This is a genomic window from Ruminococcus sp. NK3A76, from assembly GCF_000686125.1.
Taxonomy (GTDB): Bacteria; Bacillota; Clostridia; order Oscillospirales; family Ruminococcaceae; genus NK3A76.
The window spans coordinates 2024264-2050222 of the sequence record NZ_JMMA01000002.1; the positions used below are offsets into that span (position 1 = coordinate 2024264).

18 protein-coding genes and 1 tRNA gene are annotated in these 25959 nt (G+C 49.7%); 9 read left to right on the forward strand and 10 right to left on the reverse strand.

Going from position 1 to position 25959, the window contains the following annotated elements; all coding sequences use genetic code 11:
* Window positions 1-103: 103 nt before the first annotated feature.
* Together CD05_RS0109465 and CD05_RS0109470 are read right to left on the reverse strand one after the other, a co-directional pair.
* Entirely contained in the window at window positions 104-349 is a 246-nt protein-coding gene (locus tag CD05_RS0109465) for a TM1266 family iron-only hydrogenase system putative regulator (RefSeq protein WP_028510301.1), read from the reverse strand.
* 22 nt (window positions 350-371) lie between these two features.
* Window positions 372-926: a hypothetical protein gene (locus CD05_RS0109470; protein ID WP_028510302.1), complete on the reverse strand. Its 555-nt coding sequence runs from the start codon at window positions 924-926 to the stop codon at window positions 372-374.
* A 268-nt stretch (window positions 927-1194) separates the two neighbouring features.
* Between CD05_RS0109470 and CD05_RS0109475 the strand changes: the two genes are divergently transcribed.
* Window positions 1195-1671: a metallophosphoesterase gene (locus tag CD05_RS0109475; protein WP_028510303.1), complete on the forward strand. Its 477-nt coding sequence runs from the start codon at window positions 1195-1197 to the stop codon at window positions 1669-1671.
* Window positions 1672-1730: 59 nt separating this feature from the next.
* Here the strand turns inward: CD05_RS0109475 and CD05_RS0109480 are convergent, their stop codons facing one another.
* A complete protein-coding gene (locus tag CD05_RS0109480) occupies window positions 1731-4298 on the reverse strand; it encodes a TetM/TetW/TetO/TetS family tetracycline resistance ribosomal protection protein (RefSeq protein ID WP_028510304.1) in 2568 nt (855 codons plus the stop codon).
* Between the two features lie 169 nt (window positions 4299-4467).
* On the opposite strand from CD05_RS0109480, the gene CD05_RS0109485 reads away from it, so the two are divergent.
* The gene (locus tag CD05_RS0109485; protein WP_028510305.1) at window positions 4468-4815 is read left to right on the forward strand and encodes a type II toxin-antitoxin system PemK/MazF family toxin; all 348 of its coding nucleotides are present in this window, start codon (window positions 4468-4470) and stop codon (window positions 4813-4815) included.
* A 40-nt stretch (window positions 4816-4855) separates the two neighbouring features.
* Here the strand turns inward: CD05_RS0109485 and CD05_RS21335 are convergent, their stop codons facing one another.
* Window positions 4856-6118, reverse strand: a complete 1263-nt coding sequence (locus CD05_RS21335) for a 2-hydroxyacyl-CoA dehydratase (RefSeq protein ID WP_051588918.1) — start codon at window positions 6116-6118, stop codon at window positions 4856-4858.
* Between the two features lie 7 nt (window positions 6119-6125).
* Window positions 6126-9104, reverse strand: coding sequence for an acyl-CoA dehydratase activase-related protein (locus CD05_RS18125; RefSeq protein WP_051588919.1), 2979 nt, complete (start codon window positions 9102-9104; stop codon window positions 6126-6128).
* A 325-nt stretch (window positions 9105-9429) separates the two neighbouring features.
* Here CD05_RS18125 and CD05_RS19720 point away from each other — a divergent pair, with 325 nt between their 5' ends.
* The 6 genes from CD05_RS19720 to CD05_RS0109525 all read left to right on the forward strand — a co-directional run bounded on the left by CD05_RS19720 (window position 9430) and on the right by CD05_RS0109525 (window position 19282).
* Window positions 9430-11841 carry a fibronectin type III domain-containing protein gene (locus CD05_RS19720; RefSeq protein WP_051588920.1) on the forward strand — a complete coding sequence of 804 codons (2412 nt, stop codon included), beginning with the start codon at window positions 9430-9432 and terminating at the stop codon, window positions 11839-11841.
* 312 nt (window positions 11842-12153) lie between these two features.
* Window positions 12154-14439 carry a glycoside hydrolase family 95 protein gene (locus CD05_RS0109505; protein WP_028510307.1) on the forward strand — a complete coding sequence of 762 codons (2286 nt, stop codon included), beginning with the start codon at window positions 12154-12156 and terminating at the stop codon, window positions 14437-14439.
* Window positions 14440-14470: 31 nt separating this feature from the next.
* The gene (locus tag CD05_RS18135) at window positions 14471-16198 is read left to right on the forward strand and encodes a glycosyl hydrolase (RefSeq protein ID WP_037322928.1); all 1728 of its coding nucleotides are present in this window, start codon (window positions 14471-14473) and stop codon (window positions 16196-16198) included.
* Window positions 16199-16527: 329 nt separating this feature from the next.
* Window positions 16528-17730: a threonine ammonia-lyase gene (gene ilvA, locus CD05_RS0109515; protein WP_028510308.1), complete on the forward strand. Its 1203-nt coding sequence runs from the start codon at window positions 16528-16530 to the stop codon at window positions 17728-17730.
* 13 nt (window positions 17731-17743) lie between these two features.
* Window positions 17744-18118 carry a Rid family detoxifying hydrolase gene (locus CD05_RS0109520; protein WP_028510309.1) on the forward strand — a complete coding sequence of 125 codons (375 nt, stop codon included), beginning with the start codon at window positions 17744-17746 and terminating at the stop codon, window positions 18116-18118.
* A gap of 177 nt (window positions 18119-18295) precedes the next feature.
* On the forward strand, window positions 18296-19282 hold the full coding sequence (locus tag CD05_RS0109525) for a diaminopimelate dehydrogenase (RefSeq protein WP_028510310.1): 987 nt from the start codon (window positions 18296-18298) through the stop codon (window positions 19280-19282).
* Window positions 19283-19353: 71 nt separating this feature from the next.
* On the opposite strand, the gene dnaJ is transcribed toward CD05_RS0109525, so the two are convergent.
* The 4 genes from dnaJ to hrcA all read right to left on the reverse strand — a co-directional run bounded on the left by dnaJ (window position 19354) and on the right by hrcA (window position 24199).
* Entirely contained in the window at window positions 19354-20508 is a 1155-nt protein-coding gene (gene dnaJ / locus CD05_RS0109530; protein WP_028510311.1) for a molecular chaperone DnaJ, read from the reverse strand.
* Between the two features lie 107 nt (window positions 20509-20615).
* The gene (gene dnaK / locus CD05_RS0109535) at window positions 20616-22499 is read right to left on the reverse strand and encodes a molecular chaperone DnaK (RefSeq protein WP_028510312.1); all 1884 of its coding nucleotides are present in this window, start codon (window positions 22497-22499) and stop codon (window positions 20616-20618) included.
* Window positions 22500-22551: 52 nt separating this feature from the next.
* The gene (grpE, locus tag CD05_RS0109540; protein ID WP_242841250.1) at window positions 22552-23115 is read right to left on the reverse strand and encodes a nucleotide exchange factor GrpE; all 564 of its coding nucleotides are present in this window, start codon (window positions 23113-23115) and stop codon (window positions 22552-22554) included.
* Window positions 23116-23137: 22 nt separating this feature from the next.
* Window positions 23138-24199, reverse strand: coding sequence for a heat-inducible transcriptional repressor HrcA (gene hrcA / locus CD05_RS0109545; protein ID WP_347495208.1), 1062 nt, complete (start codon window positions 24197-24199; stop codon window positions 23138-23140).
* 263 nt (window positions 24200-24462) lie between these two features.
* On the opposite strand from hrcA, the gene CD05_RS0109550 reads away from it, so the two are divergent.
* Window positions 24463-24538 (forward strand) — tRNA-Thr (locus CD05_RS0109550).
* 173 nt (window positions 24539-24711) lie between these two features.
* Here CD05_RS0109550 and CD05_RS0109555 read toward each other — a convergent pair.
* Window positions 24712-25956 (reverse strand): site-specific integrase, encoded by a 1245-nt coding sequence (locus CD05_RS0109555; protein ID WP_028510315.1) that lies wholly within the window; start codon window positions 25954-25956, stop codon window positions 24712-24714.
* Window positions 25957-25959: the final 3 nt, after the last annotated feature.

The window sequence follows — 25959 nt, forward strand, 5'->3', positions numbered from 1 at the left end:
TCTTACCTGAAAAAGCAAGAAACGGCTATAATAAGCTCCATGTGTTTTCTCACTTTCACCTCAAATACGGTTTTCGGTGTCAGATAAGCAATGATATTTGATTTTACGACGGCGAGTAAACGGTCTTCGCAGTAACGCCGTCAAGCTTTCCGATCTTTCCGGCTATAGTGTTTATATCGTTTTGCTCAGCGTCGATAGCTATCGAGATGATGTTTATCCCCTTCTGCCTGTACGGTATGCCCATACGCCCGATTATCCCCTCGGAATATTCGTGCAGAATGGCGTTCACCTGCGATACGCTTTCCTCATTTTCGATTATTATGGCTATCACAGCCACTCTTTTTGCCATGTTTTTCTCCTGTCTATGACTGCTACCAGATATCCTCGCAGTCGTTTATAAGTTCCTTGACCTCAGGGTTGTTGTAAAGCCCAAGATCATAGAGCTTGTCAGCCTGTTTTTTGGTGAGCTTTCCTGTGAGCGAGTAAACATACTGCCCATGCTCACGCTGCACACCGTCCCACGAGTCGATTATTTTGAGCCAGCCTGCCTTGCCAAGCGTCCTCTCAGGGAGCTTCGCCCCCGGGAAAAAGGTATCAACAAGCACCTGTGCTGCTTTGGTGTGCGAGGTATAATCGCACGAATATGTGTCACCCTCCGGCGACATCCAGCCGAGCTTGAAGGTATCCTGATTTTTAAAATACATCTGCTCGAGCTTGAGCGGGCTGCCCTCGCACTCAACGAGGCGGTCAAACATATAGTCATCTTTCCTGAAAGAATAATAGCCGCCGTTACCGTCCAAGACCACAGGCAGCTTGTCTTCTGTGACTATGCCGTTAAACTGTGTATTTTTGAGCGATTCAAGGGTATCGTGATATTCATAGGCATAATAGCCCGTATCCGACTTATAGATAGCATATTTAGCCATGAACTCACACCCTTTCTGCAAAAATATACAAGCAGTCATACTTATACTTATTATATATTATACCACTATTAAAACAAACAATCAAGTACAAATTATGAATTTTGCAAAATTTGCCTATGCGTGGAGAAAATGCCATTTGCTAAAAGAATAAATTTTAACATCTTGTAAATTTTCAGTTCAGATGTTGTTTATTTTTATGAAATGTGTTACAATAATTAGTAAGCAATATGCCTTTAAATGAAAATCCTTTCCACTACAGGAGGCCGTTATGAGGATAATAGTTTTTTCAGACACTCACGGCAATATGGCCGTTATTGATAAGATAATCGCAGACAACCCCTTCAGCAACAATTTCCTTTTTCTCGGTGACGGGCTTAAGGAAGTCGAGATAGTCAAGCTCAAATATCCCGACAAGAACTTCTACTGCGTGCTCGGCAACTGCGACAAGGGCGATGCTCCCGAGGAGCAGGTGATAAATCTTTTCGGCGCCAAGATATATATGGCTCACGGGCATCTTCTCGGCGTTAAGGATTCGCTCGAACAGCTCGAAGCCAATGCAAGAGCCAATAAGGCAAACGTTGCCCTTTTCGGCCATACCCACGAGAGGTATTTCGGCTATGAGGGCGGCCTGTTCGTGCTCAACCCCGGCAGCGCTTCACAGCCTGCTGATGACCTGCCCCCGAGCTATGCTTTCATAGACGTCGGCATCACAGGTGTGGGCGGCACGCACATTGACATCACATGATATTATAAGTACATAAAAAAGGACTGCTGATATTCAGTAGTCCTTTTATTCTTGCAATATCATCTGAGGTCGTCGATTATCTCACGGACGGCCTTCTCCGCTGCCTCGACTTCAAGCTCAAACTCGTGCGCCGAGACTCTCATGGCACCGCTGCCTAAGATTATCACCTGCTCTAACCTGTCCGACGTCGCAACACGCACACGGTGCTCCTTCGAGAGCTTGTGTGCCGTGCGCTCGATGTAGGTGTCGGCAGTCTCGGCCTCCTTTGTGTATACGACAGATATGCCGCTGTGCTGCTCGACCTCACGGTGGTCGCCCTTGACACGGTAGGCATCAAACACCACTATCAGCTCGCACTGCATAAAGCCACGGTAATTTGCCATTATGTTTATAAGCTCCGATCGGGCAAGATCAAGGCTCTTGTCGCACAGCTTCTTTAACCTCTCCCACGAATAGATGATGTTGTAGCCGTCAACAAGAATATACAGCGGCCCTTTTGGCAGAGGGCGTGGCTTTTTGTTGTCAGACCTGGGCGGCTCCTTTGGGGTGCGCATCTTCTGCTCGTTTTTGCGGTCTATCTTGCCGTAGGTGCGCTCAAATATCTGCATCAGCTCCTCATCAGCCGCTGCTCGCCTGACAAACGACTGCGCCTTTGTCTGCGTTTCATAGGCCTGCTCGTCAAGGCTCTTTTCGGGCTCGTCCTTTATGTGCATATAGTCGTTGGCTTCGTCCCACGGAACGCTGTGGCCTGCCCCGTGTGAGCAGAAGACAGAATCCGCCGTGTTTACGGTGTCGCTGTCAGGGTCATAGCCTATGCGCTCTGTCACTTCATCAGGGTTTTTGCAGATGTCGTAGCCGTCAGCGTTGGTAAAAAGCCTGCCGAGACCCTTGGTGTACGCCGCCACCTCGGTGTGGTAAAACCTCAGTGCCGCAACAGGCGCACGACCCTGTATCACAGCCTCGTCGCCTACAGTCTCGGGCGGGTCGCATACTCCGCCGAAATTGTCTATGTCAGTCAGCGCACGGCCAACATCCGACGATGGTATCTCAAGCCTGAATGTGTAGTAAGGCTCTAACAGCACGCTCTCGGCATATCTCAGCCCCTGCCTTACCGCACGGTAGGTCGCCTGCCTGAAATCGCCGCCCTCGGTGTGCTTTAAGTGCGCACGCCCGGCTGTGAGAGTGATCTTCATATCGGTTATAGGCGAGCGTGTGAGCACGCCCTTGTGTATACGCTCTTTTAGATGAGTGAGAATAAGGCGCTGCCAGTTTCTTGCGAGCTGGTCTGTGCTGCACTCGCTGTCAAACACCAGTCCGCTCCCCCTCGGCAGCGGCTCTAATCGCAGATGCACCTCTGCATAGTGTCTGAGCGGCTCAAAATGCCCTGCACCCTTTACAGGGGCTTTTATCGTCTCACGGTAGGCTATGCGCCCCTCGCCAAACTGCGCATCAATGCCGAAGCGCTCGCTGATACGGCGTTTTAACACCTCCAGCTGCACCTCGCCCATGAGCGAAACAAAAAGCTGCCTTGTCTGCTCGTCATAGCCTGCATTGAGCGAAGGGTCCTCGTCCTCGAGAGCTTTTAATGTGTGAAGCATCACATGGTCGTCCACCCCCTTTGGCGGAATGACTGCATATGTCAGCACAGGTTCGAGCATCGGTGCAAAGCCGTCATCAGCTTCTCCCAGCGCCTGGCCTACGCTGCACGCCGAGAGCCCTATCACAGCACACACCTGGCCTGACACGGCAGTCTCGGTGTTTGTGTATTTCTCGCCATTGTATATCCTAATGCGGCTTATCTTCTCGCAAAGCTCATTGCCTTCCTTGTCGGTGTAGGTGACTGTGTCACGCACAGATAGCGTGCCTCCTGTTATACGCATATGTGTAAGCCTTGCGCCGGAGCCGTCGTCGGATATCTTGAACACCTTCGCCCCGAAGCTGCCGCTGTCCTTTGGAAGAGTGACGAGCCCCGACAGCCCGTCGAGCAGCTTTTCTATGCCTGTTAGCTTTAATGCAGAGCCGCAGTAGCAGGGTATCACCTCTCTGTCGGCGACTGCTTTTTTAATAGCTTCATCAGTCATTTCGCCTGTCTCAAGATACTCCTCCATGAGCTGCTCGCTTGTGACGGAAAGTGCTTCTAAAAGCTCCTCCCTCGGGCGTGTCATGTCAACGCACCCCTGCGAGAGCTTTGCCTGACATGAGCGCAGAGCGAATTCCTTGTCAGCACCCGGCATATCAGTTTTGTTTATAAAGACTATCGTCGGCACGCTGTATCTTTTTAACAGCCGCCAGAGCGTGCGTGTGTGACTCTGAACTCCGTCAACGGCGCTCACCACAAGCACTGCCGCATCTATAACAGAGAGCGTTCTCTCTGTCTCGCCCGAAAAGTCAACGTGGCCGGGCGTATCAAGCAGCGTAAAGCTCGTATCCTCCCACGAGAATACCGCCTGCTTTGAGAATATGGTTATCCCTCTGTCACGCTCGATAGGGTCGTTATCCAAAAATGCGTCCTTGTGGTCAACACGGCCGAGTTTTCGTATCGTGCCTGTTTTGTAAAGTATAGCCTCTGACAGCGTGGTCTTGCCTGAATCGACATGGGCAAGCACTGCGATGACTGAATGCTTCATAAATAGTCCTCCACTGTTTATTATATCCACAAACAGTATACCATATCTCACACAGATAGTCAAACGGTCACATTCTGTGAGGTGGGTGCATAATATATACTGCTCCCCGTTTAAACAGCCCGTGCCGGGCAATACTATTATCAGGCTGAAAGAAACGGAGGTTTTTTCTATGACATCTACAGTTCAAAGAGGAGAGATATATTACGCCGACCTGAGCCCTGTTGTCGGCTCGGAGCAGGGCGGCTTAAGGCCGGTACTTATAGTTCAGAACGACGTAGGCAACAAGCACTCGCCCACCGTTATAGCAGCAGCGATAACCTCAAAGCACGACAAGGCAAGGCTGCCCACTCACATCGAGATAGGCGGCAAGGGCTGCGGCCTTTCAAGAGACAGCGTGGTACTGCTCGAACAGATACGCACCCTTGACAAGCGCCGCCTGCGTGAGCGCATGGGCAAGCTCGACAGCACCGCCATGAACGAGATAAACTCGGCTCTGACTATCAGCTTCGGTCTGTGATACAAAAAGCCCGTATACTACGGTATACGGGCATATCATTTTATTCTATCACTGCATTTGCAAGCATCAGCTTTATGCGGTTCTCCTGATTGACACGGGTAGCGCCCGGGTCGTAGTCGATAGCTACGATATTTGCATCAGGATATGCCTGCTTGATGACACGGGACATTCCCTTTGCAACTATATGGTTCGGCAGGCAGCCGAAGGGCTGTGTGCAGATGATGTTTTTAGCGCCTGTCTCGGCAAGTGCTGCCATTTCGGCTGTTATCAGCCAGCCCTCGCCCATTTTAACGCCCTGGTGGATATACTTGTCAGCACACTTTCTCAGGTGCTCGAAATCATGCGGCGGCTTGAACACGCCGTGCTCCTTTATCACCTTTATCTGCTGCTTCTGATACCTATAGAGCACGTTGTAGCCTATCTTGTAGAGCCACGATGATTTGTCCTTTTTATCGTACAGCTGCGCATCGTTGACAGAGTCGGAAGCGCAGTAGAGCACGAAGTCAAGAAGCCCCGGAACATTCGGCTCGCACCCCTCAGAGAGCAGGAACTCGTTGAGGTGGTTATTTGCAAGAGGAGAATACTTTACATATATCTCGCCAACGATGCCGACCACCGGCTTTTTCTCCCTGCGTCTCGGGATTGCTGCAAAATCGTTGAGCATTGCTTTATATATAGGCTTGGGCATCAGGTAGTCATTGGTGTCCATGAGCTTGACGAGCCTGTGCTGCCAGCGTGCAACGAGCTCATCTGTCATGCCCTTGTTTATCTCGTAGGGCTTGCACTGGTTATAGAGCAGCATGAGCATATCACCGTAAAGCACTGCATGGATAAGTCTCAGTGCGATAGCAGGTGTCATCGGGAACGCCGGGTTCTTCTCCAAGCCGCTGAAATTGAGCGATATAACAGGCACCTGCGGATACTTGCTCGCTACAGCTTTTCTTATTAGGTGAATGTAGTTTGAAGCACGGCAGCCGCCGCCTGTCTGCGACATGATGAGCGCTGTCTTGTTGACATCGTATTTGCCGCTGTCGAGAGCGTCCATAAACTGCCCGATAACCAACAGTGCCGGGTAGCACGCATCGTTGTGGGTATTCTGGAGCCCCTGGTTTATAACGTTTTGCGAGTCATTTTCAAGCAGCTCCATATGATAGCCGTATTTCTCGTATATCTTGATTATCAGCTTGAAGTGCATAGGCAGCATATCAGGCACTAAGATAGTATAATCCTTTTTCATATCCTCAGTGAATATCGTCCTTTTTACTCTGCCCGATTCACTTACGTTGTTTGGCATTTCTTTCATCTCCTTATCAGCAGACTACTGCCTGCCTTACTGTTTCGGCAGCTTTCTGTGCGTCCTTTTCGTCAAGAGCAGCAGCAAGCGAGCGAAGCCTTATCTTGGCAGCGCCAAGGTTCGTTATCTCGTCTATCTTGAGCTGGGTGTAGAGCTTGCCTCTCTGTTCGAGGATAGCTCTTACCTCGTCTGTAGTCACAGCATCTATGCCGCAGCCGAAGGACACGAGCTGAACGAGCTGCATATCCTCATTTTCGCAGACATACTCGGCAGCTCTGTAAAGGCGTGAATGGTATGTCCACTGGTTGAGTACATCTACTGCCGGAACGCTCACAAGGCCTGCGACGCTGTCCTCAGTGACTACTGCAAAGCCTAAAGATGCAATCAGCTTGTGTATGCCGTGGTTTATCTCGGGGTCGATATGATAAGGTCTTCCTGCGAGCACGATTATCTTCTCACCCTTTTCACGAGCCTGTGCGATTATTTCAAGCGCCTTGCTCTCGTTTGACTTCTTGAAGCGTATCTGCTCGGAATATGCCTTGTTAAGGCAGTCGTAAACGTCCTTGGGCTTGATGCCGTATTTTGCAAAGCACCTGCCGAGCACCTTTGCAACGTGCTTTTTGTTGTTTAGGTCAAGGTAAGGCATCATGAAGTTGTCGTCATTCAGCTTCTCGTTGTTAGCCTTTAAAAGCTCGGGGTAGTATGCAACGACCGGGCAGTTGTAGTGGTTGTCAGAGCCGCCCTCGTCGATATTGTAGCTCATGCAGGGGTAGAATATAAAGTCTACGCCCTTTTCAAGCAGGCTCTCGATATGGCCGTGAGCTATCTTTGCAGGGTAGCACACAGTATCCGAGGGGATAGTCTGCTGACCCTTGTAGTATGTAGCCCTTGTTGACTCCTCAGAGAGCACCATCTCAAAGCCCAGGTCGTAAAGCAGGCTGTGCCAGAAAGGCATCAGGTCATAATAGCTGAGTGCTAAAGGTATGCCCACCCTTGCCCTCGGGCTTGCAGGCTTTTTGTTTTCAAGCTCTAACAGCTTGTGGTATTTGTATTCTATCATATTCTCGGTGCGGTCGGTGAGCTTTATGCCTGCACCCTTTTCACACCTGTTGCCGGAGGTAAATCTGTGTCCGTCATTAAATCTTATAACTGTCAGCGAGCAGTGTGCAGTACAACCGCCGCACTGAACAGCCGTTGCCTTGTATGAGAAGTCTTCGAGCCTTTCCTGAGTTATCAGTCTTGTGCGGAAGTCCTCGTCGTTCTTGGTTCTCTCCATAGCAAAGAGCGCACAGCCGAAAGCACCCATAAGGCCTGCTATTGCCGGTCTTATAACATTCCTACCGAGCTCCTTTTCAAAGCTGCGCAGAACTGCGTCGTTTAAGAACGTGCCGCCCTGCACGACGATGTTCTCGCCGAGCTCGTCTATGCTCTTGGCTCTTATTACCTTATATATAGCGTTCTTGATTATCGAGCTTGAAAGGCCTGCCGAGATGTCTTCAACAGGTGCGCCGTCCTTCTGCGCCTGCTTGACAGACGAATTCATGAACACCGTGCAGCGTGAGCCGAGCTCAACAGGCGCCTTTGCGAAAAGGCCGAGCCTTGCAAAGTCAGCTATCGTGTAGCCCATAGCTCCTGCGAATGTCTGTATGAACGAGCCGCAGCCTGATGAGCAGGCTTCATTGAGCATTATGCTGTCGATAGCCTTCTGCTTTATCTTGAAGCACTTGATATCCTGACCGCCAATGTCGATGATAAAGTCAACATCGGGGCAGAAGAATGCCGCAGCCTTGTAGTGCGCAACAGTCTCAACGATACCGAAATCGATGCCGAGGCCAGCCTTTATAAGCTCCTCGCCGTAGCCTGTTACAGCGCTTGCCTTTATCTTAAGGTTGGGGTTTGCAAGAGAGTATATCTCCGAGAGCTTTTCCTTAATAACATCGAGCGGCTGACCCTTGTTAGAGCAGTAGTGCTGGTAAAGAAGCCCGCCGTCGGGGGTTATCAGCACGAGCTTGGTAGTGGTCGAGCCTGCGTCAACGCCTAAGTATGCGTCGCCCTCATAGGTCTTTATATCTGCGTATTTAAGGTCTGATTTTCTGTGTCGGTCTATAAAGTCATTGTATTCCTGCTTTGTTGCAAAAAGCGGCTCTGTGGTAGCGATAGTGTCCTGAGCCTTTGCGTTTGCGAGCTTATCCATAGCGTCTTCCAAACTCATGGGCTCGCTCATCTTTTTAGCGTGCAGCGCCGAGCCGTAAGCCATAAAGCATGATGCAAGCTCCGGCAGAGTTGCCCTGTCGCCTAAGTCGAGCGTGTCGATGAAAGCCTGCCTGAGTGCCGAGAGGAAGGAAAGCGGGCCGCCTAAGAAAAGCACGTTGCCCTCTATCTTTCTGCCCTGCGCAAGACCCGAAACCGTCTGGTCAACGACCGCCTGGAAGATAGAAGCCGAGATATCCTCCTTCTTTGCGCCCTGATTTAAAAGCGGCTGGATATCTGATTTTGCGAAAACACCGCAGCGTGATGCTATTGGGTATATCTTCTCATGCTTTAATGCAAGGTCGTTCATCATATCGGGTGTAACGCCGAGAAGACCTGCCATCTGGTCTATGAATGCACCTGTGCCGCCAGCGCAGGAGCCGTTCATTCGCTGTTCTACTCCGCCTGTGAGGAATATTATCTTTGCGTCCTCACCGCCGAGCTCTACTACGACATCTGTGTCAGGGTAGCTCTTGTTTACAGCTGTGAACGCCGCAAACACCTCCTGCACGAAGGTTATGCCGGCAGAGGTGGCTATGCCGAGACCCGCCGAGCCTGTTATAGCTATCCGAAACTCGCTGCCGGGGTATGCTTCCTTTATCGCTGCAAGCTGAGCCTGCACCGTTTCCCCGACCTTCGAAAAATGCCTTTCGTATTTTGTGTAGATTATCTCCTCCCCGTCAAGAATACAGGTCTTGACGGTAGTTGAGCCTACGTCTATACCGAGACTATAAACCTTATCCATAATAAACCAACCTCGTTATTATCATTTTCTCGTCAGCAAAACTGCTGTATGGCAACACCACACGACCAGCGGCCGATACCTTTGCACGCCATATCACAATACTTAGAATAATTATACCACACTTTATCTGAAAAATAAAGGGGGTTAACAAAGAATTTATAATTGTGCCGCTGCGCTCGCATCAGGTAATTCTTCTCGGACTGCTCGCTTACATATCTTTCCACCTCAAAATATTTGACAAGCTGAGAAAAATAGTGTATAATGAATTTGTTACAAACCGGTTACAATCACACAAAAATCAATATTTCAGGAAAGGTGAATAATTATGCATACCAAGAAAAGAACACTGCATATCATGGTGTCTGTTATCGCAGCTTTAGTATGTGCTCTGTGTATCATGCTCAGTGCAGAAGCTCCTAAGGCGCAGGCGCTCGTACATAATCCCCGCTTTGCAAATTGCAAGAAGATATACGGCATAGACGTTTCAAAGTGGCAGACTGATATCGACTGGAAGAAGGTCAAGGCCGACGGGGTCGATTTCGTTATCATCAGGCTCGGCTACAGCGACAGGCAGACAGGCGTTCATTGCCTGGACGAGAAGTTCAAGCAGAACTACCTCGGCGCAAGAGAGGCAGGCCTGAAGATAGGCGTTTACTATTACTCGACGGCTATCACCAAGGCAGAGGCCGTGAGCGAGGCAAACTACGTTCTTAAGGTTCTCGGCACTACAAGGCTCGACCTGCCGGTGTACTTTGACCAGGAGTGCTCAGAGGGCAGAGTAAAGCCCGGCTCGATAACGACATGGAGCATGACGCAGTTCGCACTTAGCTTCCTTGACACGATAAGCGCAGGCGGCTATGATGCAGGCTATTACTCGTATGTCAGCTGGATACAAGGCGAGATAGATGCTTCCTCTATCGAGAAAAAATACCCCATGTGGATAGCCAACGTCACCAACGAGACAAAGTATCAGGGGCTCTACCATATGTGGCAGTATTCCTTCACAGGCAGGGTAAACGGCATACCTACGGCTGTTGACAGAGATGTGCTCTATGTCAACGAGGCTCCTGCCAAGGTAACGGGTGTCAAGGCAACGGTAAACGGCAGCACTGCGACTATCAGCTGGAGCAAGGTCTCAGGCGCTGACGGCTACCGCATCTATAAAAAGACAGGCAGCACAGTCGAACTCGCAGGTGAGGTGGGGGCAGACAAGCTCTCCTACACAGTAGAGGCTTCGCCGGTGTCGGCAAGCTACTATGTATGTGCTTACACTGACGGCATAGTAGACGCTGAGAGCGAACCTTCATCGAGCGTGACAGTCAAGTCAGACGTTCCCTACAACTTAAGCTCCAAAAACGCACTCACAAGCATTACCCTCTCGTGGGAGCCGCTTAACGGTGCAGCAGGCTATGTGGTCTATTATGATTTCGGCAGCGGCAAGTACTCCAAGGCCGGCACCACCACAGGCACATCGCTCAAAATAAAAGGCCTTACAGAGAATACGAAATACAACTTCGCAGTAAAGGCATATTTCAATGCAGACGGCAGCAAGGCCTACACCGAGGGTGTAAGCACGCTCTCCGCTGCAAGCTCGACACACCACACAGGCACACAGAACGTCATGGCGACAGGGCTCAAACTCCAGAAGCCGGGCGCCACAACACAGACGCTCACATGGAAAGCTCCTTCCGGCAAGGTGAACGGCTACAGAGTTTATTTCTACGACAAGGAGACCGGCAACTACAAAAGAGCTGCACAGGTCACCACGAACACCGCAACGATAAGCGGCCTTACCCCCGGCGCTGAATACAGCTACATGGTAAGGAGCTTCTATAACACCGAGGACACCATGGTGCTCTCGCAGTACAGCGACATTCTTACAGTCTACACTCAGGCTACCAAGGTTACTGATATCAAGACTACAAAAAGGACAGAGGATTCGCTGACACTTGCCTGGAAAATGGGCTCGCAGGGCGAGGCCGAGGCTTACAGAGTGTATTCCTACGATGCAGCGGCCAAGAAATACACAAGGCTCACACAGACAAACAAGACATCATTCAAGGTGACTGGCCTGACCGCAGGCAAGGCATATACCTTCCTTGTAAGGTCGCTTTACAAGGCAGAGAGCGGCGAGACGATACTCTCTGAGTATTCCGACCTCTGCACCACAGGCACAATGGCAAAGAAAGCCACAGCCCTTAAGGTAAAGACCAATTCCGACAAGAGCCAGACGATAAGCTGGAAGATACCTGCCGACCAGACAGTTGACGGCAGCAGGCTCTATGCTTACGACACCTCTACCAAGAAATACACCAAGCTGTGCGATGTGAAGACCAACTCCTTCAAGGTCACAGGGCTCAAGGCGAACACGGTGTATCACTATCTTGTAAGAACATACTACAAGGCAGGAAATGATACTATCCTCTCGACCTACTCGGCACTGCTCGACTGCGCAACATCTGCCAAGGCGCCTGAGGACTTCAAGGCATCTTCCGTAACATCGACATCATGCAAGCTCAGCTGGAAGAAGATAAGCGGCGTTACTGGCTACAGCATATACAGAGTTGACGGCGACGGCAATCAGGCCATAGTCAAGAGCGTAAAGACAAACAGCGCTGTTATCCAGGGTCTTAAGTCCGGCAAGAGCATAACCTATTTAGTAAGAGCCTACAGGAACGTAAACGGCATCAAGTACCTCGGCTATACCTCGGCAAAGGTCAAGGTAACTGCTAAGTAAGACACAGCAAAAAAGATAAAGGCAACACCGCACAAAAACCGCCTGAGAGCTTTGCGGCACATCTACTTGCAGATTTTCCGTCATATCACCCAAATTCACCTTGAAATACGTTAGTATTCCTGCGGTAAATTTGGGCAATCTGACGAAAAATCTGACTGCGTATCTGTACCACAATCTTTGTGCGGTGTTGCCTAAAAAATGTCCCCGTTTTGTATCCCGGGGACATTTTTCACTGATAAGAGGTTGAAAAATCGTACAGGATATGTTATAATAACAGAGTATATTAATTATTTCTGAAAGGAAACTGCACTTATGAAAGACTCACTTCTCTGGTATAAGGCACCGGCTGATGACTGGAACAAGGCTCTGCCGCTCGGCAACGGGCGCATAGGCGCTATGGTGTTCTCACAGCCGTGTGAAGAAAAGCTGCAGCTCAACGAAGACTCGGTATGGTCCGGCGGCTACCGTGAGCGCAACAATAAAAACGCATATGAAAACCTTGCAAAAGTTAGGCAGCTGCTTTTTGATGAAAAGATATCCGAAGCAGAAGCGATAGTCAACGACCTTTTCTGCGGCACACCTGTCAACCAGCGACACTATATGCCGCTCGGCGACCTTACTGTAAAACACTATAACGAGAGCGTGGCTGACTTTCACAGCCGCTCGCTCGACCTTGAAAATGCAGTATGCACGACCGACTACACACTATCAGGCGTGAGATACAAAAGAGAAGTCTTTGTCTCTTACCCCGACCAGGTGCTTGTCATGAACATAACAGCCGACAAGGCCGAGAGCATATCCGTGCGCATAGGCATCGACGGCAGAGACGATTATTTTGACGACAACTCACCCGTTTCCGACAGCGAGATACTTTTCTACGGCGGCTGCGGAAGCGAGGACGGGATAAACTTTGCTGCATATATCAAAGTCATCGTAAATGGCGGCAGGCTTTACCGCTACGGCAGCTTTTTGCAGACAGAGGGGTGCGATGAGGTCACAATTCTCCTCGGTGCTCAGACATCGTTCAGGGCTGAGGACTACAAGGAGCAGGCCGAGTTTGACGTTAAAGAAGCCGCACAGTACAGCTACGCTGAGCTCAGAAAGCGCCATATCGATGACTACAAGGCTCTATTTGACAGGGCAGCGATAGTCCTTGATGACAAGGATAACGAAGATGAGGTTTCTGCCCTTGCAACAGACGAGCGCCTTGCAAGAGTAAAGGAAGGCAGGCAGGATAACAAGCTAACACAGCTCTATCACAGCTTCGGCAGATATCTTTATATAGCAGGCAGCCGTGAGGGCTCGCTGCCGCTCAACCTCCAGGGTATATGGAACAAGGATATGTGGCCTGCATGGGGCGGCAAATACACAGTTAACATAAACACCGAGATGAACTACTGGGCAGTTGAAAGCTGCAACTTAAGCGAGATGCACTTACCGCTCTTTGAGCACATCGAGAGAATGAGGCCAAACGGCCGTGTGACAGCAAAGGAGATGTACCGCTGCTCAGGCTTTGTATGCCACCACAACACCGACATCTGGGGCGACACTGCTCCGCAGGATCTCTGGATGCCTGCAACACAGTGGCCTATGGGTGCGGCATGGCTCTGCCTGCATATTATGGAGCACTACCGCTTCACGCAGGACAGGGAGTTCTTAGCAGCAGAATACGACACAATAAAGGAAGCCGCACAGTTCTTTGTTGATTTCCTGATAGAGGACAAGCAGGGGCGGCTCGTCACCTGCCCTTCCGTTTCACCTGAGAATACCTACATCACCGAGAGCGGCACAAAGGGCTCGCTGTGCATAGGGCCTTCAATGGACAGCCAGATAATCACCTGCCTGTTTGAAGACGTAATTGAAGCACAGCAGATACTCGACACCGACCATGCATTCGGCAGGAAGCTATCAGAGATACTCACAAAGCTCCCCCAGCCCGAGGTCGGCAAATACGGCCAGATAAAGGAATGGGCTATCGACTACGACGAGGCAGAGCCCGGGCACAGGCACGTTTCACAGCTTTTTGCGCTCTACCCGGCAGCGCTCATCTCAAAGAGAAAGACCCCTGCCCTTGCAGATGCCGCAGCGGCTACACTAAAGCGCAGGCTCTCACACGGCGGCGGCCACACAGGCTGGTCGAGAGCGTGGATGATAAACTTCTACGCAAGGCTTTTTGACGGCGAGGAGGTATACCGAAATATCGCCGCACTTCTTTCAAATTCGACCGCTGACAATATGTTTGATATGCACCCGCCTTTCCAGATAGACGGAAACTTCGGCGGCACGGCAGGCATAACAGAAGCGCTGCTGCAAAGCGAGAACGGTGAGCTAAACATTCTTCCTGCCCTGCCAGAGAAATGGGCAAGCGGCTCATTCAGGGGCTTAAGGGCAAGAGGCGGTTTCACGGTAAGCTGCGAGTGGGAAAACGGCAAAGCAAAAAGCATCACCGTCTTAGCATCAAAGGACGGCAGATGCACACTAATCACCGGAGAAAACAGCAGAATAAGCTGCCACGGCGAGAACATAGCCTTTGAATACATTGATGGCTGCGCTGTATTTGACACCAAGGCCGGCAGAAAATACACCGTAACACCATAATCACGATCACGGCAAAGGAGCAATCATAAAAATGAAGACACGATCCACCGCACTCAGAGCAGGGGCGCTCAGCCTTGCGGCTGCACTCATGCTCACAGGCTGCGGAAGCAAGATAAAGGAAAACGAGAGCATAGAGACAGCTGCACCTGCACATACCACTGTATCAGGTGCAGACACACAGTCAGAGCCCGACGCTGAACCTGTTGTGACAACGATAGAACAGACACAGCCCGAGGCTGAGGAGATAAAATACGAGAAGTTCTCAAAGAAGATAGAAGCCGAGATAGGCGCACTTTCCGGCAACCTCAAAACCGCCAAGAAGCGCAAGGGCTTCAAGGGCGACGGCTACATCACGGGCTTCAAGGATTCAGGCGACAAGGCGACATTCGCATACGACCTGCCCGAGAGCCAGTTCTACACGATAATCATCAGATGCGCAAGCGAAAAGTGGACAAGGATTGCTGTCAGCACGGGCGACCACATACACTATGTCAGCTGCGACAGCAAGGATTTCACCGACTGCCTTGTTTCAAACATCTACCTTGAAAAAGGCGCACTCAATCTTGAGATAGGCTACGGCGACGGTGCTGTTGACATCGACTCGGTAACAGTCAAGGCAAGCGACGAGATAGAAACGCTTGACTACTCGCTCGACAAGGCCAAGCTGTCAAACCCGAATGCGACGAGCAGTGCAAAGGCGCTTTATTCATACATATGCCTCAACAGCGGTTCGAGAGTGCTGCTCGGCCAGTATGATTCTATCGGCACGAACATCGAGACAGAGGCTATATACAAGCTCACAGGCAAGTACCCGGCGATTCGCTTCGGCGACCTTATGCAGATAACAACCGACGACCCCAAGCTCTCTAAAGACGACCTTGCAAACAGCGTCATCTGGAGCGAGGAGGGCGGCATAGTAGGCCTTATGTGGCACTGGTACGCTCCCTGCGAAAAGAGCGACTACTATGCTGACAAGACTGACTTTGACCTCTCGAAGGCTGTTGCCAAGGAAAAGGTCTCTCAGCTGACCCCTGAGGAGATAGAAAAGCTCGTCAAGAAAAAGAAGATCACACAGCAGTGCGCTGACCTGATAGCAGACATCGACAAGGTATCTGAGGATCTCAAACCGCTGCAGGATCAGGGCATAGCAGTTCTGTGGCGGCCGCTTCACGAAGCGAGCAACGGCTACTTCTGGTGGGGCAAGGACGAAAAGAGCTACAAGTGGCTCTGGACGCTCATGTACAACAGAATGACAAAATACCACGGCCTTAACAACCTCATATGGGTGTGGAGCGCACAGAATTCCAAGTGGTATGTTGGCGATGAATACTGCGATATTCTCTCGGTGGACATCTACGACCAGGGCAACCTCTCCGGCCAGACTGACAGGATTCTTTTCCTAAAGAGCATATGCGCTACAAAGCCCGCCGCCATGAGCGAATGCGGCAACCTGCCGAGTGCTGAGAACATCGTGCGTGACAAGGGCTACTGGTCATACATCGGCCAGTGGGGCGGAAACTTCCTGCTGCGTGACGACGGCTTTATAGAGGAAAGCTACAACACCACAGAGAACCTTATCAACATCTACAACAGCACGATCACCGTAACAAGAGACGAGCTGCCTGATTTCACACAGCTCGCACTCAGCGAGGAGGAAGCTGCTGCTAAGAAGGATAAGGAAAGCAACTCAGACGACAAGAAGGACGACAAAAAGAAAGATGACAAAAAGTCTGACACTGAAAAGGAAAAGAATTCATAATTAGGGGCTTGACAAAAATTTTCAAAGTGATATAATTAATTATAGATTTTCAAATATAGCTAATTGCTGTGACGGAAACGGATAAGGCGTGCGCCGCTTAAAGAGAGCTGCCCGTATGGTGAGAGGGCGGTATCCGGCTGGCTTATCGGATCATTCCAGAGCTTATAGGCTGAATGGCTTTGCCTTAGGTCTATGCGTATTCCCTGCGTTAAAGGGCTCAAGTGGCAAGGGCGCAGGCTATGCTCTTGCAATTAGAGTGGTATCACGGAGTAACACGCTTCGCCTCTTGTTATGGAGGCGAGGCGTTTTTAATTGAGGAGGAAATAAGAATGCTGACACTGGATAAAGTATACGACGCATCAAGAGTTCTCAAAGAGGTAGTAAGACCTACTGCCTGCATCTATGCGCCGAAGGTCAATGAGGGGGTACATACCTACCTCAAAACAGAGAATTTACAGGTCACAGGCTCATTCAAGGTAAGGGGCGCATATTACAAGATATCGCAGCTTTCCGAGGAAGAAAAGAGCCACGGCGTTATCGCCTGCTCGGCAGGCAACCATGCGCAGGGCGTTGCACTTGCAGCTCAGAAAAGCGGTATAAAGGCTGTTATCTGCCTGCCTGACGGCGCACCTATCTCAAAGGTCGAGGCTACAAGAAGCTACGGCGCTGAGATATGCTTAGTACCCGGCGTTTATGATGATGCATATGCAGAGGCTATAAGACAGCGTGACGAGAAGGGCTATACCTTCGTTCACCCGTTTGATGATGAGAATGTCATCGCAGGCCAGGGCACTATAGGCCTTGAGATATACAACGAGCTCCAGGACGTAGATGTTGTCGTTGTTCCTGTCGGCGGCGGCGGACTTATCTCGGGCGTGGCTTATGCTATTAAGCAGTTAAAGCCTTCTGTAAGAGTATACGGCGTGCAGGCTGAGGGCGCTCCTTCAATGGTAAAGAGCCTTGCTGAGGAAAAGATACTCTGCCTTGACAATGTTCACACCATAGCAGACGGTATCCAGGTAAAAGAGCCCGGCGAGAATACATTTGAATACTGCAAGAAGTATGTTGACGGTATAGTTACCGTTACTGACGATGAGATATCATCTGCTATCCTCTACCTCATAGAAAAGCAGAAGCTCATAGCAGAGGGCGCAGGCGCTACACCTGTAGCGGCAGTAATGTTTGACAAGATACCTGACATCAAGGGCAAGAACGTCTGCTGCGTAGTTTCGGGCGGCAATATAGATGTTACTATTCTCTCCCGTGTTATCAAGAGAGGTCTTCTCAAATCAGGCAGGTCTGATACGCTCACTATCCAGCTTGAAGACAAGCCCGGCCAGCTCAAAGGCGTTTCAAGCATCATCTCCGAGCTCGGCGGCAATGTCATCGCTATACACCACGAGCGTGCAAGCGAGGACAGCGACATCACCGAATGCCTGCTGCGTCTTGTTCTTGAAACAAGAAACTTCCAGCACATCAAGGATATAAGAGCTGCACTTAAGAAGGGCGGCTTCAAGATATTAAACAAGTAAAGGAGTTTTTATCATGGCAACAACAGTTTACACAAAGAACGCACCCGATGCGATAGGCCCTTATTCACAGGCAAAGATAGTAGGCGGCCTTGTTTTCACCTCAGGTCAGATAGCTATCAACCCTGCAAACGGCAATGTCGAGGCAACAACTATCGAGGAGCAGACACATCAGGTATGCAAGAACTTAAGCGCTATCCTCGCAGAGGCAGGCACTTCTTTAGACAAGGCTGTAAAGACAGTGTGCTTTTTGAAGAACATGAGCGATTTCGCTGCATTCAACGGCGTATACGGCGAGTATTTCACATCTAAGCCTGCACGTTCCTGCGTTGCAGCTAAAGAGCTCCCCAAGGACGTTCTCGTTGAGGTAGAGGTCATAGCTGAGGTTTAATGATATGACATTAAGGGCTGTCTGCTGTGTGCAGGCAGTCTTTTTTTTGTGTGGATATCCCTGAACTTTCTGTGATATCCTTGACACAGGACTGATTATTTGTTAAAATATTCTTTGGACAGTGAGTTATATTTGCATACTGTCACTGTCAAAAACAAATACTAAGGAGATAACACAATGACTATTCGTATCGGTATTTTAGGCTACGGCAACCTCGGCAGAGGTGTTGAGTATGCTGTTGCACAGAATGATGACCTCACACTTTCCGCTGTATTCACAAGACGTGACCCCTCGACTGTCAGCATAATGACAAAGGGCGTTCCGGTATATTCGGTAAACGACGCAGCAGCTCACGCATCTGAGATAGATGTTCTTATCCTCTGCGGCGGAAGCGCTAACGACCTCCCCGTTCAGACACCTGAGTTTGCAAAGCTCTTTAACGTTGTTGACAGCTTTGATACACACGCAAAGATTCCCGAGCATTTTGCAAATGTTGACAAGGCAGCAAAGGAAGCAGGCAAGGTCGGCATAATATCTATCGGCTGGGATCCCGGTCTGTTCTCGCTTATGAGAATGTATGGCAACGCTGTTTTGCCTGACGGCCACGACTACACATTCTGGGGCAAGGGTGTCAGCCAGGGTCACTCTGATGCTATCAGACGTGTTAAGGGCGTTAAAAACGGCAAGCAGTATACTATCCCTGTAGAGAGCGCTCTTGAAAGAGTCAGAAACGGCGAAGACCCCGAGCTTTCCACCCGTGAGAAGCACACAAGAGAGTGCTTCGTAGTTCCCGAGGAGGGCGCAGACCTCGCACAGATAGAGCATGACATCAAGACAATGCCCAACTACTTCGCAGACTACGACACGACAGTTCACTTCATCACCGAGGAGGAGCTTGCAAGAGACCACAGCGGCATTCCTCACGGCGGCTTCGTTCTCCGCACAGGCTCAACAGGCGAGGGCGGCAAGACAAGGCACGTCATCGAGTTCAGCTTAAAGCTCGGCTCCAACCCCGAGTTCACATCAAGCGTTCTGTGCGCTTTTGCAAGGGCTGCATACAAGCTCAATGCTGAGGGTGCAACAGGCTGCAAGACGATATTCGATATCCCCCCTGCTTACCTCTGCAAGCAGAGCGGCGAGGAGCTCAGAGCACACCTTCTCTGATAACAGTTACAGAATACAACACGCCCCCGAAGACAAGATCACGTCTTCGGGGGCGTTAATTATTCTATTGTTTACTTGAACTTTTCCTTCAGCTTGTCAAAGAATGTCTGACGCTTCTGGTAGTTCTTGGTTTCAAGTGTCTGCTCAAATTCCTTAAGCGCTTTTTTCTGCTCCTTGCTTAAGTTCTTCGGTATCTCGACGTAGACCTTGACATAATGGTCTCCCCTGTCGTTGCGGTTGACCTTCTTGATACCCTTGCCCTTTAAGCGGAAAACAGTGCCTGCCTGCGTGCCCTCAGGAACGGTGTATTTCACCTTGCCGTCGATAGTCGGAACTACTATCTCGTCACCCAGCGCTGCCTGCCCGTAGGTAAGCGGAATATCCGTCCAAACATCATATCCGTCACGCTCGAATATCGGGTCAGGGCGCACTGTCACGGTGATGTAAAGGTCGCCGTTCGGGCCGCCGTTTGCGCCGCAGTTGCCGCCGCCGCCGACTCTGAGCTGCTGGCCGTCATCGATACCAGCCGGTATGTTGACTTCCTTCTCCTCGGCCATTTTGACCATGCCCTTGCCGCTGCACTTCTTGCAGGGGGTATCTACTATCTTGCCTCTGCCGCCGCAGCGTGAGCACTTGACTGTCTGTCTTACCATACCGAACAGCGACTGCTGCGATATATTCACAGTACCCTTGCCGTTACAGTCAGGGCAGGTCTTGACCGACGAGCCTGCCGCAGCACCAGAGCCGCCGCAGTCAGGGCACTTTTGCAGCCTGTTGACCTTAATAGTCTTGCTTACACCCTTGCACGCCTCCATAAAGCTGATAGCTGTGCCTACCTCTATATCAGAACCACGTCTCGGAGCGTTGGGGTTCTGTCTTGAACCGCCGCCGAATGCGCCGAAGATAGAATCAAAGATATCGCCCATATCGCCGAAGCCGCCAAAGCCGCCGAAACCGCCTCCGCCGCCTGCGCCTGCGCCTGCACCGTAATTCGGGTCAACACCTGCAAAGCCGAACTGGTCATACTTTGCCTTTTTGCTCGGGTCTGAAAGCACCTCGTAAGCCTCGTTTACCTCCTTGAACTTTGCCTCGGCGTCCTTGTCGTCAGGGTGAAGGTCAGGGTGATACTGCTTGGCGAGCTTACGAAAAGCCTTTTTTATCTCATCATCTGAAGCGCCCTTGGATACACCCAGCACCTCATAGTAATCTCTTTTGTTGTCTGCCATAATAGTCCTCCTCGTGAGAAATAAGAGGTAAGAATAAACAAGCCTTATCCCTCTTTAACCCACTAAACCGCAGGGCTTTAGTCACCCTGCGGCGTGGTAATTATCAATTACTCAGCGTCTGTAAAATCAGCGTCGATAACATCATCGCCGGCCTTGGAAGATGCACCGCTGTCCTGTGCGCCGCCTGCGTTAAAGTCAGCGCCATTGAAGCCTGCACCGCCGAAGCCCTCAGCGCCCGGCTGACCCTGAGCAGCACCTGCTGCCTGATAGATCCTTGTAGCAACGGGCTGGAATGCGTCCTCAAGCTCCTTCTGCTTAGCCTTGATAGCCTCGATGTCTGTACCCTTGAGGGATTCCTTAAGTGCATCTATCTTAGCAGTTACGGAAGCCTTCTCGTCAGCTGTTACCTTGTCGCCGAACTCGTTAAGAGCCTTCTCTATCTGGAAGCACATCTGGTCTGCCTGGTTGCGTGTGTCAACCTCTTCCTTCTTCTTAGCGTCCTCAGCAGCGAAAGCCTCTGCTTCCTTGACTGCCTTGTCGATGTCCTCCTTGGACATATTTGTGGAAGAAGTGATAGTGATGTTCTGCTCCTTGCCTGTGCCTAAGTCCTTAGCGGAAACGTGTACGATACCGTTAGCGTCGATATCGAATGTTACCTCGATCTGAGGTATGCCACGGGGAGCAGGAGCGATACCGTCAAGACGGAACATACCGAGCTGCTTGTTGTCTCTTGCAAACTCTCTCTCACCCTGTAATACGTTGATATCAACAGCAGACTGGTTATCAGCAGCAGTTGAGAATATCTGTGATTTCTTTGTAGGGATAGTTGTGTTTCTCTCGATGATCTTTGTGCAGATACCGCCCATTGTTTCAAGGCCGAGTGAAAGCGGAGTAACATCGAGGAGAAGCAGGCCGTCCTTAACGTCGCCGCCGAGAACGCCGCCCTGGTATGCAGCACCTAAAGCTACGCACTCATCGGGGTTGATGCCCTTGAAGGGCTCCTTGCCGAGGAACTTCTTGACAGCTTCCTGAACGGCAGGTATTCTTGAAGAACCGCCGACCATGAGCACCTTCTGAAGGTCAGATGCAGAAAGGCCGGAATCCTGAAGTGCCTGACGAACAGGACCCATTGTAGCTTCTACAAGGTCAGCTGTCATCTCATTGAACTTAGCCTGTGTAAGTGTCATCTCCAGGTGCTTAGGACCTGTTGCATCTGCTGTGATGAACGGGAGGGATATTGCAGAAGAAGGAGTTGAAGAAAGCTCGATCTTTGTCTTCTCAGCAGCTTCCTTAAGTCTCTGCATAGCCATCTTGTCGTTTGAAAGGTCAACGCCCTCAGCCTTCTTGAATTCCTCGACCATCCAGTCGATTATTCTCTGGTCAAAGTCATCGCCGCCGAGCCTGTTGTTACCGGCTGTAGCAAGTACCTCTGTAACGCCGTCACCCATTTCAATGATAGATACATCGAATGTACCGCCGCCGAGGTCGTATACCATTACCTTCTGATCCTCTTCCTTATCAATACCGTAGGAAAGAGCAGCAGCAGTAGGCTCGTTGATTATTCTCTTAACATTGAGGCCTGCTATCTGGCCTGCGTCCTTTGTAGCCTGACGCTGTGAGTCTGTGAAGTATGCAGGAACTGTGATAACTGCATCTGTTACCTTCTCGCCGAGGTAGCTTTCAGCGTCTGACTTGAGCTTCTGGAGTATCATTGCGGATATCTCCTGAGGAGTATACTCCTTGCCGCCCATTTTAGCCTTGTAGTCAGAGCCCATATGTCTCTTGATAGAGATCACTGTGTTGTCAAAGTTAGTAACAGCCTGTCTCTTAGCCACCTGGCCTACCAGTCTGTCGCCAGACTTTGAAACGCCGACTACGGAAGGTGTTGTTCTTGCGCCTTCGCTGTTAGGGATAACGACAGCCTCGCCGCCCTCCATAACTGCTACGCAGGAGTTTGTTGTACCTAAGTCTATACCGATTATTTTGCTCATAAGATCAAATCCTTTCTTGTTTCTCTGTATTTAAACTAATTGTTTACTTAAATCAGGGGTTTGCTACGACCACCATTGCGTGTCTTACGACTCTGTCGCCTAATGTGTAGCCGTTCTGGAGCACCTGTGCTACAACATTTTCGCCGAGCTGGTCGTCATCAACTGTGCTGACAGCTGTTGCAACATTCGGGTCAAACTCTGTGCCTTCAAGCTCCATAGGCTTTACACCCAGTTTAGCAAGCGCATCGCCGAACTGCTTGTATATCATCTCGATGCCCTTTTTGAAGTTCTCGTCAGAACACTCGACTGCGAGCGCACGCTCAAAGTTATCGCACATCGGGAGTATCTCCTCAACAGCAGATGCCTTTGCGCTGTCTGTAAGCTCCAGCCTTTCCTTTGCCGAGCGCTTTCTGAAATTATCATACTCAGCCATGAGCCTTAAGTATTTGTCCTTCTGGTCCGCAAGCTCAGCTTCGAGCTTCTGCTCGGGGGTCAGCTCCTCCTCTTCTTCTGCTGCCTGCTCAGCGGCTTCTGCTTCGGGCTGCTCCTCTGCGGCTTCCTGCTGCTCAGCCTGCTGTTCCTGTTCCTCGTTAAGTATCTCTTTCTCGTCGGTCACTTGTGTATTCCGTCCTTTCATTCTATGTCTTAGTCTGCTCATCATCGTCATCTTCTTTTGCTATCATACGGGTTATCCTGTCTGCAAAGTATTCAAGGAATGGAATGAACTTTGCATAATCTATCCTCATCGGCCCTATCAGACCAAGCGAGCCGTAGCTCACTCCGTTCTTCTCGATAGGTGCCGTGATAATGCTCGAATTGTGTATCACGAAGCCCCCGTCCTCAGGCGAGAAATGCACCTTAAGGCCGCTGAAGCTCTCGTTTAAGAATCGCTTTATCTCGTCGTTCTGGTTGTCAAGGAAGGTGATTATCTCGTTCTGGTCAAAGTCCTTGCAGGTAAGAAGATTTTTCTGACCCTCGACCTTAACCGAATGCGAGCTCATCTCCTGCGACATATTCATAAGTGCTGAAACTATCGGCGAAAGGCTCATCATATAAGTTCCCATAGCCTCCGACAGCTTCTCAAAGAACTCATCAGACAGCTCATCGACTGCGATGCCCTCTAAGTTCTCCTTGGCAAAGTTCTCAAAGAATGCAAGCTGCTCATGCGTCAGGTCAAACTGCAGGCGGCAGACCTTATTCTTTATCGAGCCGTTTGAAGTTATCATAAGGATAACATACATTCTCTTGCCTGTAGGTATTACCTCGACCTTTGATATCAGCGAGAACTTAGGCGCTGTGCTTGCGACAACTGCCGCACACTTTGTAAGCTCGGCCAGCGCATAGGAAGCGCTCTCAAACATCTCGTCATCGCTGTTATAAACGCCTGTCTCCGGGAACAGCTCATCTATCCTCTGCTTATCGGCATCTGAGATAGTGTTCTTTTCCATAAGGCTGTCAACATAAAGCCTGTAGCCCTCATAGGTTGGCACACGGCCTGCCGATGTATGCGGCTGTTCGAGATAGCCCTGCTTTTCAAGCTCGGCCATTTCGTTCCTGATAGTTGCAGACGAGGCCTTGACATGGTTCATGATAGTCTTACTGCCCACAGGCTCACCCGTGACGATATATTCATCGACTACCGCTGCAAGTATTTTTAGCTTTCTGCTGTCCATTACCTCACCTGCTTTCTCAAATGCCATATGCTGTATTAGCACTTAGGGTCTTTAAGTGTTAGCACTCATCATCTCCGAGTGCTAAATATAGTATAACCCTTTTTTCGCAAAAAATCAAGAGTTTATCAGCAATTTTTCTGACAAATAACAGACAAAATACCGCTCCAAATTTGTACATTCTGCACAACACATGAGTATATACTATATTTATAATATAAGACACTCCCCCGCACGACAAAATAACCCTTGACATTAGCATAAAAACGTGATATAATATTACAGTTGCAAATGCTGGTATGGCTCAGTTGGTAGAGCAGCGCATTCGTAATGCGCAGGTCGCCGGTTCGAGTCCGGCTACCAGCTCCAAAAAACTCCCCGACTTTACGCTGCTTGCGTGAAGTCGGGGAGTTTTTTGTTTTAGAGATATTTTGTAGTTGGTCATAGTTTGGTCATACCGCTTTTTATAACTACGGCATAAATCCAATAAAAACTGCCCTTGTTCATACCATTATTGGTAAGAACAAGGGCATTGTGTTGTGCTAAATTGCCTTATTTGTTTTATCAGCATCTGTGGGATCAGCGTGCGATTTTGTTTTTACTGTCAGCATATTTGAGAGGATATTAGCCGCCTCTTCATCTGCCTCAGCTATGATGTGAAGATATTTATTAGTTGTAGCGATATTACCATGTCCCAGACGACCCTGGACCTGTTTCAGGCTTACTCCGCCATAAAGAAGCAATGTCGCCGATGTATGTCTTAAGCTATTAAACCTGCGATGTTTTAAACCATATCTTGAAAGAAAGCTGCTGAACCATTTTGTTACAGTGTCAGGGTGCATAAGTGAGCCATTCCACTGGGTAAATATCCAATCACCATCTACCCATTGGTCTCCCAGCTTTTCTGCCTCCTTACTTTTCTCTTCTTTAAGCTCATCTAAAAGCTTAAGGCAATAATCGGGTATTGAAACTGCTCTTGTCTCAAAATCATTCGGTGGTTTGATATCCGTCGGTTTCCCTTTAATCTTATAAGCGGCACGCTCAATTACCACTTTTTTTGTGATATGATCTATATCTGAAAACTTAAGACCGACCAATTCTCCCCTGCGTGCGCCTAATATAACAGCAAGCTGTATCAATACACGATACTGCAGGGGCTCATTTTCTAAACAAGAAAGCATTTGAGCGGCTTCCTGCTTGGTAAATATCTCTATGTTAGGCTTTGTTGCCTTAGGCAAGGTCAGCTTTTTGGAATCAGAAGGATTAGAGCTAATGAGTTCAAGCTTAACAGCTTGAGTGAGTACAGACTGAACTATTGCAATGATACGCCTTATTGTAGCAGGAGAACGGTACTTATCAAATGTGACCTTCTCACCATTACGATAGGTCTTGGTAGTAGGCGTTTCAGCAAGATATTTCACGAAATTCTGTATATGTACAGGTCGTATTGCCGAAAGCTTTAAATGCCCTATCTGCGGATATATCAGCTTATTCAATTCCTGCGAATAGTCCTCATATACAGTCGGAGAAAGTACATTCTTTTTTATCGCAAGGTACTGCTCTGAGAAATCTGCAAAGGTAAGGCGGGGGTCATTACTTACAAGACCGTTCTTGCAAGCCTCCTCAAAAAGCAGTGCCTGTTTCTGAAGCTCTTTTTGTATCTGCTTCTCCGTCATTCCCGGCAAGGGCTTATATGTTGTGCTCTTGACTATCTGCTTATCGTTGATATCAAGTCCACATGAGACCCTTATCCGATAGGTGTTTCCTCTTTTAGTGATATTTGCCATTTC

What these genes read in the sequence shown, in the direction of transcription:
- CD05_RS0109525 (WP_028510310.1), top strand. Translation starts at nt 18,296, where the DNA reads ATGACTATTCGTATCGGTATTTTAGGCTACGGCAACCTCGGCAGAGGT.
- CD05_RS19720 (WP_051588920.1), top strand. Translation starts at nt 9,430, where the DNA reads ATGCATACCAAGAAAAGAACACTGCATATCATGGTGTCTGTTATCGCA.
- CD05_RS0109555 (WP_028510315.1), bottom strand. Translation starts at nt 25,956, where the DNA reads ATGGCAAATATCACTAAAAGAGGAAACACCTATCGGATAAGGGTCTCA.
- CD05_RS18135 (WP_037322928.1), top strand. Translation starts at nt 14,471, where the DNA reads ATGAAGACACGATCCACCGCACTCAGAGCAGGGGCGCTCAGCCTTGCG.
- CD05_RS0109520 (WP_028510309.1), top strand. Translation starts at nt 17,744, where the DNA reads ATGGCAACAACAGTTTACACAAAGAACGCACCCGATGCGATAGGCCCT.
- hrcA (WP_347495208.1), bottom strand. Translation starts at nt 24,199, where the DNA reads ATGGCATTTGAGAAAGCAGGTGAGGTAATGGACAGCAGAAAGCTAAAA.
- dnaK (WP_028510312.1), bottom strand. Translation starts at nt 22,499, where the DNA reads ATGAGCAAAATAATCGGTATAGACTTAGGTACAACAAACTCCTGCGTA.
- CD05_RS18125 (WP_051588919.1), bottom strand. Translation starts at nt 9,104, where the DNA reads ATGGATAAGGTTTATAGTCTCGGTATAGACGTAGGCTCAACTACCGTC.
- CD05_RS0109470 (WP_028510302.1), bottom strand. Translation starts at nt 926, where the DNA reads ATGGCTAAATATGCTATCTATAAGTCGGATACGGGCTATTATGCCTAT.
- ilvA (WP_028510308.1), top strand. Translation starts at nt 16,528, where the DNA reads ATGCTGACACTGGATAAAGTATACGACGCATCAAGAGTTCTCAAAGAG.
- CD05_RS0109480 (WP_028510304.1), bottom strand. Translation starts at nt 4,298, where the DNA reads ATGAAGCATTCAGTCATCGCAGTGCTTGCCCATGTCGATTCAGGCAAG.
- CD05_RS0109475 (WP_028510303.1), top strand. Translation starts at nt 1,195, where the DNA reads ATGAGGATAATAGTTTTTTCAGACACTCACGGCAATATGGCCGTTATT.
- CD05_RS0109505 (WP_028510307.1), top strand. Translation starts at nt 12,154, where the DNA reads ATGAAAGACTCACTTCTCTGGTATAAGGCACCGGCTGATGACTGGAAC.
- dnaJ (WP_028510311.1), bottom strand. Translation starts at nt 20,508, where the DNA reads ATGGCAGACAACAAAAGAGATTACTATGAGGTGCTGGGTGTATCCAAG.
- CD05_RS21335 (WP_051588918.1), bottom strand. Translation starts at nt 6,118, where the DNA reads ATGAAAGAAATGCCAAACAACGTAAGTGAATCGGGCAGAGTAAAAAGG.
- CD05_RS0109485 (WP_028510305.1), top strand. Translation starts at nt 4,468, where the DNA reads ATGACATCTACAGTTCAAAGAGGAGAGATATATTACGCCGACCTGAGC.
- CD05_RS0109465 (WP_028510301.1), bottom strand. Translation starts at nt 349, where the DNA reads ATGGCAAAAAGAGTGGCTGTGATAGCCATAATAATCGAAAATGAGGAA.